Origin of the sequence: Lewinella cohaerens DSM 23179 (genome assembly GCF_000379805.1) — a bacterium.
GTDB lineage: Bacteria > Bacteroidota > Bacteroidia > Chitinophagales > Saprospiraceae > Lewinella > Lewinella cohaerens.
In genome coordinates this window covers 63,800-70,286 of the sequence record NZ_KB903556.1, presented here as the reverse complement: position 1 = coordinate 70,286, position 6,487 = coordinate 63,800, and the positions used below count along the sequence as shown (strand labels likewise).

The 6,487-nt window shown below is 43.3% G+C and carries 6 protein-coding genes; 5 read left to right on the top strand and 1 reads right to left on the bottom strand.

Annotation, left to right across the window (positions count from 1 at the left end):
* Positions 1-281: 281 nt before the first annotated feature.
* The 5 genes from A3EU_RS0119825 to A3EU_RS0119795 all read left to right on the top strand — a co-directional run bounded on the left by A3EU_RS0119825 (position 282) and on the right by A3EU_RS0119795 (position 5,038).
* On the top strand, positions 282-1,283 hold the full coding sequence (locus tag A3EU_RS0119825; RefSeq protein ID WP_020537945.1) for a glycosyltransferase: 1,002 nt from the start codon (positions 282-284) through the stop codon (positions 1,281-1,283).
* A 583-nt stretch (positions 1,284-1,866) separates the two neighbouring features.
* Positions 1,867-2,217: an arsenate reductase (glutaredoxin) gene (gene arsC, locus A3EU_RS0119810; protein WP_020537942.1), complete on the top strand. Its 351-nt coding sequence runs from the start codon at positions 1,867-1,869 to the stop codon at positions 2,215-2,217.
* A 55-nt stretch (positions 2,218-2,272) separates the two neighbouring features.
* Positions 2,273-3,745 (top strand): WG repeat-containing protein, encoded by a 1,473-nt coding sequence (locus A3EU_RS0119805; protein ID WP_156825838.1) that lies wholly within the window; start codon positions 2,273-2,275, stop codon positions 3,743-3,745.
* Between the two features lie 78 nt (positions 3,746-3,823).
* A complete protein-coding gene (locus tag A3EU_RS0119800) occupies positions 3,824-4,327 on the top strand; it encodes a hypothetical protein (RefSeq protein WP_020537940.1) in 504 nt (167 codons plus the stop codon).
* A 114-nt stretch (positions 4,328-4,441) separates the two neighbouring features.
* Positions 4,442-5,038: a transglycosylase domain-containing protein gene (locus A3EU_RS0119795; protein WP_020537939.1), complete on the top strand. Its 597-nt coding sequence runs from the start codon at positions 4,442-4,444 to the stop codon at positions 5,036-5,038.
* A 550-nt stretch (positions 5,039-5,588) separates the two neighbouring features.
* Here A3EU_RS0119795 and A3EU_RS0119790 read toward each other — a convergent pair.
* The gene (locus tag A3EU_RS0119790) at positions 5,589-6,260 is read right to left on the bottom strand and encodes a T9SS type B sorting domain-containing protein (protein ID WP_020537938.1); all 672 of its coding nucleotides are present in this window, start codon (positions 6,258-6,260) and stop codon (positions 5,589-5,591) included.
* Positions 6,261-6,487: the final 227 nt, after the last annotated feature.

The following is a 6,487-nucleotide window of genomic DNA, read 5'->3' as shown; positions in this document are numbered from 1 at the left end:
CAACAACCATCAACCATCAACCAACAACCGAACGAGCTAACGATCCAACCATCGAACAAACATTAATGCATCGGACACCCACACCCCACCGATCGGCAGGCATTGGTAAGGAAGACAAGGAGAAAAAGTAATAGGAAGAAGTATCTTTGTTGTTTCATAAGTGGTTAGTTGAGCACGCTCAAAGCGTTGAATAATAGACACTAAATTTTGTTATCGTAATCAAAGTACTAAGTACCTAGTACCTACATAAAGTACCCTAAAGATAATCCATCCTAATTAGTATGCCGAACACGGAGCACCTCTTAATTGCGATTTTAGACTGGGGGCTGGGGCATGCGAGCAGGTGTGTACCCTTGGTAAAGGCTTGGCAGGAAGAAGGAAAACGGGTGACCGTTGCCTCGGCAGGGAGCGCACTGATGTTGCTGAAAGCATCCCTGGAAGAGGTAGATTTTATTGAGCTACCCGCCTATGCGGTACGATACCCCACCCGCTCGATGATCTGGAATATGGGAGTGCAAAGCCCCCGATTATGGTGGGTGATGAAAAAGGAGCATCGAATTTTAAGCGATTACGTTCGGCAAGAAGGTGTAGACATGATCGTGAGCGATGGCCGCTTTGGTTGTTGGAGTAAGGACGTCAGGAGCATTTGGCTAGCGCATCAGCTGCAGATTCAGTACCAACAATCTTGGCTGGCTTGGATGATGAACAAGGGATATCACACCTTCGTACGCAGGCACTTCGCGGAAGTATGGGTGCCGGATATCGAAGGGGAGGATAGCTTGGCCGGGGATTTGGCGCGGCCTATTGCGGGCTTGCCACATCGCTATCTGGGAGCATTATCTCGCTTTGCTGGTAGAAAATTGGAGGAGGTAGCGCAAAGGCCTTATCAATGGTTGGCGTTACTATCTGGGCCGGAGCCCCAGCGTGCGTACCTCGAAGAAGAGCTGATAGATTGCTTCAAAGCCTGGGACGTTCCGGCGCTACTGGTACGTGGTGTGCCGGGTAGTAGCAAGCCCCAAGCCATCACGCCCAACCTCTCCGTTGTAGACTGGCTGTTGGGCGATCAATTGGCGACCACCATCTCACAGGCTGAGCGACTCATCTGCCGATCGGGCTACAGCACACTGCTGGATGCTTACCATTGGCAAAAGCCCCTATTACTCATACCCACCCCTGGGCAGACGGAGCAAGAGTATTTGGCGAAGTATTGGGCGAGTAAAGGTTGGGCAGAGTGGCAGTGGCAGGGGGAGGTTGGAGGCGTATCAGGTGGCTGTTACACTTAGAAGAAGTACGTATAATTATAGTTGACGATGATTTTGGGGACTTAGAATTGTAGGAGTGTAACGGTGAATTATTCGGAGTAAAGCTCATTGTATTTAAAGAGTACAGTCTTCATGGGGATGCGCAGAAGGAGTTTGAAAGAAATTGCGAGGAAGATATTCTAGCCTTTGAAACTTGTGAAGTAAGAATTGGAGGAATTTTTGATGACGTATGCTCTAAAACCAAATAAGCAGTAACATGAAGGTTTTATTTAAAAATAAATTCCAAATACCGTTAGTTTTACTAACTGTTTTGTTTAGCTGTAGCCAACAAAAAGAAGGTCTTAAGGAAGAGGAAATAAGCGAGCATACCCATATACTAGCGTTGAATTTATCAGCAAGGATTTAGTCATATTGAGGAATGACGAGTATAAATGTAGCTTGGCTTCCGTCAAAGGAAACTTTATTACTGCGTTCGAATTTGAATTACTGGAGGGTATTCGAGAGAATGAGATGAATGAAAAGTGGTATATTGATAATGACATTGTAGCGGTAACGTATGTAGAGTTGAAAAGTATATTAATAGCAAAGGAGAAATAATCGAAAAATGAAAATATACCACAACAACAGGTGCTCTAAAAGTAGAAATTGTTACAACCTTCTAAAAGAGAAGGGCGTCGATTTTGAAACCATAGCGTATTTGAAAAACCCTATGACAAAGGAGGAATTAACAGCCTTGCTGGTTAAGCTGAATATCCCCGCAGAAGAATTAATTAGAAAAGGAGAGGCCATTTACAAGGAGAACTTTAAAGGGAAAGAATTAACCGAGTCTGAATGGGTGGATGCAATGGTGAAGTTCCCGAAGTTAATAGAGCGACCAATAGTTGTTAAAGGCAACAAAGCAGTCATCGGTAGGCCAATAGAGAAAGTTATTGAATTACTTTCTGAAGGAAGTTGATAACAGACCTATTCTCAACATCGCTATAAAAGCGGTGAATTATACAAGGATGGAAATGAAGCAAATAAAACTTGCGTGTCTTTTATTTATAATGATTGGCTTTCTGAGCAGCTTATCTGCTCAAGGAGAAGGAGTTGTTGTAGATACCATCTACAACAAGTATTTGACCTGGAACGGATACTATTTGCTCATTGGGAATGAGCAAGAGAGTATATTGGTGAAAGGGGCTACTATTAGCCGGTTTCCGGTACAGGTCGATGGATTTAAAGCAGGCAATTTGGGCGTTCCATTGATCCAAGTTGATGACCGATGTTATCTTTTGAATGATGAGCTAGACTTCGATCCTGATAAGTATGTAGAGATAAACTTGAGGAATGTATCAGACCTTTGTGTGCATGGAAATAAAGCTTCTTACGTAAAAGGAAATAGTGTCTTTGTTGTAGATTTTGATACACACGAAACAAGTTTTGTACTTGAGAATGCTGGTGTCTTTAAGATCAATGAGCAATACATTTGGATACAAGGAAGGGCCCCAGAAGAAGATTATATATATCATTTTGAAACCAAGAAATTATCAAAGCTGCCCCCGTCGTTTATGTTCCCAAAGGCGGAGCATCCTTACTTTATTGTTAATGCACCATTGGATGAGAATGTGCATGTGCTAGATCTTAATCTAAACGATGTCATTTCGCCAAGTGAAGGGTATACGGATTACTACATTCGGGGGGAGTTGCTCCTTGTTTACGGCAGGCAGAAACCGGTGAAAGTTTTCTGCAAGGATAAGCCACTGATCTTAGCGGAGGAATATGTAGATGTCGTATGCAACTACTACAGTAACATGTGTTTTCTAACCAATTCGGACGCCAAAATAGCAGTACTAAGCCCAGAAGGAGAGTTTGTGACCCCAGCTGTTTTTGATGAATCCATCTATAATTCGTTTCAAGGTAAGGATATCATTCTGATAAAGAAGGGCGATCTGTTTCAGGTTTATACACCTGACTTTGAGCAGATTATTGAGGGAGATTACGATAAGGTGAGCTATGTGTCTGAGGATAGAATAATGGTCGAAAAAAACGGACGAGTCAAAGTCGTTGATACCAGTAAGGTGGAGATAATCCCCAGCTTTCCTTTTATTCCTAGTTATATAAGCGCTTTTAGAGAATACGGCCCAGAATTATTATTCGCCTATAACGGCACATCGAGAATGTTGTATGATTATAATGGAGCAGGAATTGCTGGGTGGACGAATGAGAAGGAAGATGAATTTGTTAATTCTGGCAAATTCTTTAACGCCTTAAATCTAAGGATGGTAAACGCTTTAAGCAATGAACAGGAAGCGCGTATCAATCCATTAGGCATGTGGATATTGAAAAGAAAGATAGGCGGTAGAAATGTTGAGTTTTTATGTAATAAGTCAGGAGAAAGGCTGTCGGGAGATTTTAAAAAGATCATCTTGCTTGATGCATCAGGTTTGTACCTTGTACAAACACAGTCTAGGAAAGTGGGGATAATTACCTTGGAAAGGTAAGGAGTAGCATGGAAGTAAAGTGTATATTTTTGCTGGGCAATCGGTCAGTTTTTTGATAGGAAGAAAAAGAGGAATTACTTGAAAGGATTTAACAAAATAGAGATAGCGTACAAGTGTGATTTGAAAGAAAATCAATTGCAGGATGTATTTAAAAATTGGGAAGAAAAACCTGCCCCATATAAGTTAGAAGGATGGGTCAAAGAATGGGAGTCTGGTTATTTTTTAACCAAGCAAGTTTCGGCTAATCACGTTCATCTTGAAAGGAAGATTAAGAGTAAAGGGCTTGATGCGCATGTTGAGGTTCAGTATTATCCAGAACTTCAAGCATTGAAAGTGAATGTATCAACACAATACAGCGCCTTGTCTTACTTACTGCTTCCTTTGGTGCTTACTGTGATCTGCCGGGAGGAAATATTTGCTTTTGAAAAAAATGGATTTGGCTATTTACTAGGCCTTTTATCAGTATTTGTGTTGTTTCTACTCCTGGTATATTTTGTCTCGTCAAGTGAGAAAGCAGAGATCCAGAAAGATATCGAGCAACAGTTGCATTATGCGAGGATTAGCTATGAAAGGCAGGCTTGAGCTAATGAACCCATTTACAGGCGAAATAGGTATGGGGGAGTCTGAATATCATTATCGTGTGAATTAAGCAAGGAGCTGTCAAGAACCGTCTATTCATTAATTTAATCGGCAACGATGATAAAAGCGACTAAAGTCATATTTGTTATTTTGTTTTTACCGATCCTACTTTACGGTTTGTATCTTTTTAGCCCATACAACAAGGATATCGATTGGGGCAAGCTTGCGTTCATCATATCGGAAATTGAGAAAGCGGATACACAAAGTGAAAGGGTACTTGATATGTATGATAAGGTATATGAGGGGGCGTTAGGGCGATCCTCTACGCGAAAGGTAATAAGTGGTGTTTTCAATGTTCCGAAAAAATGTCCTTGTTATGATGTTGCAGTACAAGCATACATAAATAGGAGATATAAAATTGCAGAGAATGATTACATCATCGCTCTGCAAATCGAGGCGGAAGTAAGTCAAGAGCAATGTTTTTTTTATCTCCTGGAAACCTTCGATTATATGAATCAGACTATAGGAATTGCAGACGCCGCCTGCTTTTATTTCGACAAGCCATTAGCTGAGCTGACTGATGATGAGCTTATTGGCTTACTAATAATGCAAGAGAATGTATCTCTTTATAACCCTTTGAGGTTTGAAAAAAGATTTGAAGAGAAAGTGGAAAGCACCAAGAGAAAGATTGCGGGAGATGAGGTTGAGGAATAAAAAAAACTGATCCCACGCATTCCGCGCATGTTAGTTTCCTAACTATCCCGACCTTCTTGGTCGGGACATATCCCGCTGCTCCCCTGACCAGCAGCAGTTTCCATTCGGCACAGGGCTGCCCACCACCGTCCTTCGGACACCTCCGCCCGGGCAGAGGATAGGTGTATTGCCTTGGCTTGAGGCTTGCTTGGGGTGAATACAACACCCAAAGTGGCATCAAATGTACCCCGCTCGCGGGGTCGACGCACAGCGTCGGGGGTGGCGCGCGCAAGCCGCAAGAGCCACCCCCACGAAGCGCCAACAGGCGCGGAGCCACCGCAGCGGAGCGAGGAGGACCAGCGGTGGTAGTGGCGCAAAGCAAAATGGACGACGTGGTGCCGAGCCCAACAGGGCGCCGGCAGGGCCCAACACACACACACAAACAAACAAACCCCTTCAGCCTCGGTAAACGCTTTAACTGATGAACAAGAAGCGCGTATCAATCCCTAAATTTGTGGGAAACCAGAAATACCCCATGAAAACCAATTTACTTTTCTTTTTCCATTCGCTCTTAACGCACCAATGCAATCGTCCCCGTCAATTGCTGTAGACTTCCATCAACGAGTTCTACCTCCAAGACGTAGGCAAATACGCTGGGGTTCTGGAGCTCTCCTTTGTATCGGCCATCCCAGCCGATGTTGTTAGCGTTGCCACGAAAATTGTATTGTTCAAAAACGACGTCTCTATTACTATTGAGAATGCGCAAGCGGGTAATTTGCGCAATGCTTGATCCGGTATAGACGACGAGTAAGTCATTCACGCCATCATTATTAGGGGAAAAAGCATTGGGAACAAAGATGTCATCTTTCAGAATAACCTCCACAAACAATTCGTCACTAGCGATGCAGCCATCACCGTCGATAATAGAGAGCGTCAGCGAGGTGCTTTCGGTAGGTGAGTAGGTCGGGGTAGGGCACGATAGGCATGATAGGTGCGTGGGGTCACTCCACATCCATTGCTCATCTCCATCCATGGGGCGATTGCTTGAAAAGTAGATACCGACTTCTTCCCCATAAATGATTCTGATATCTTCCCCCAGGTCAATCAAAAAGTCATCGGGGCAGGTTGTCGTATCAGGGCTGGCCACCAAGTCTGGAAACCTATCTATACTGCTCGCCTGAAGGGAAAGACCAAAGGAGGCGAATAATAATACGAGTAAGAAGTGTGTACGTGAGAGGAGCATGCGTTGGTATTTTTTCTTAAAAAGCAGCTACAATTTAAGAGAGATAAGTGAGACGAGCAAATGAGCAGACTGCCAGCTTGGCTCAGCGTAAGTAAAATAGTCTAGTCTCTTATCTGACGAACTTGAGAAAGTGCTTGAAGAAGAGGTGCAAAAACACCGAGTAAAATCTAACTTGATTCGGTATTTTAACCTCTATATGTAGGATTTTGAAAAAAAACGGAGCAAAT

What these genes read in the sequence shown, in the direction of transcription:
- A3EU_RS0119790 (WP_020537938.1), bottom strand. Translation starts at nt 6,260, where the DNA reads ATGCTCCTCTCACGTACACACTTCTTACTCGTATTATTATTCGCCTCC.
- A3EU_RS0119795 (WP_020537939.1), top strand. Translation starts at nt 4,442, where the DNA reads ATGATAAAAGCGACTAAAGTCATATTTGTTATTTTGTTTTTACCGATC.
- A3EU_RS0119805 (WP_156825838.1), top strand. Translation starts at nt 2,273, where the DNA reads ATGAAGCAAATAAAACTTGCGTGTCTTTTATTTATAATGATTGGCTTT.
- arsC (WP_020537942.1), top strand. Translation starts at nt 1,867, where the DNA reads ATGAAAATATACCACAACAACAGGTGCTCTAAAAGTAGAAATTGTTAC.
- A3EU_RS0119825 (WP_020537945.1), top strand. Translation starts at nt 282, where the DNA reads ATGCCGAACACGGAGCACCTCTTAATTGCGATTTTAGACTGGGGGCTG.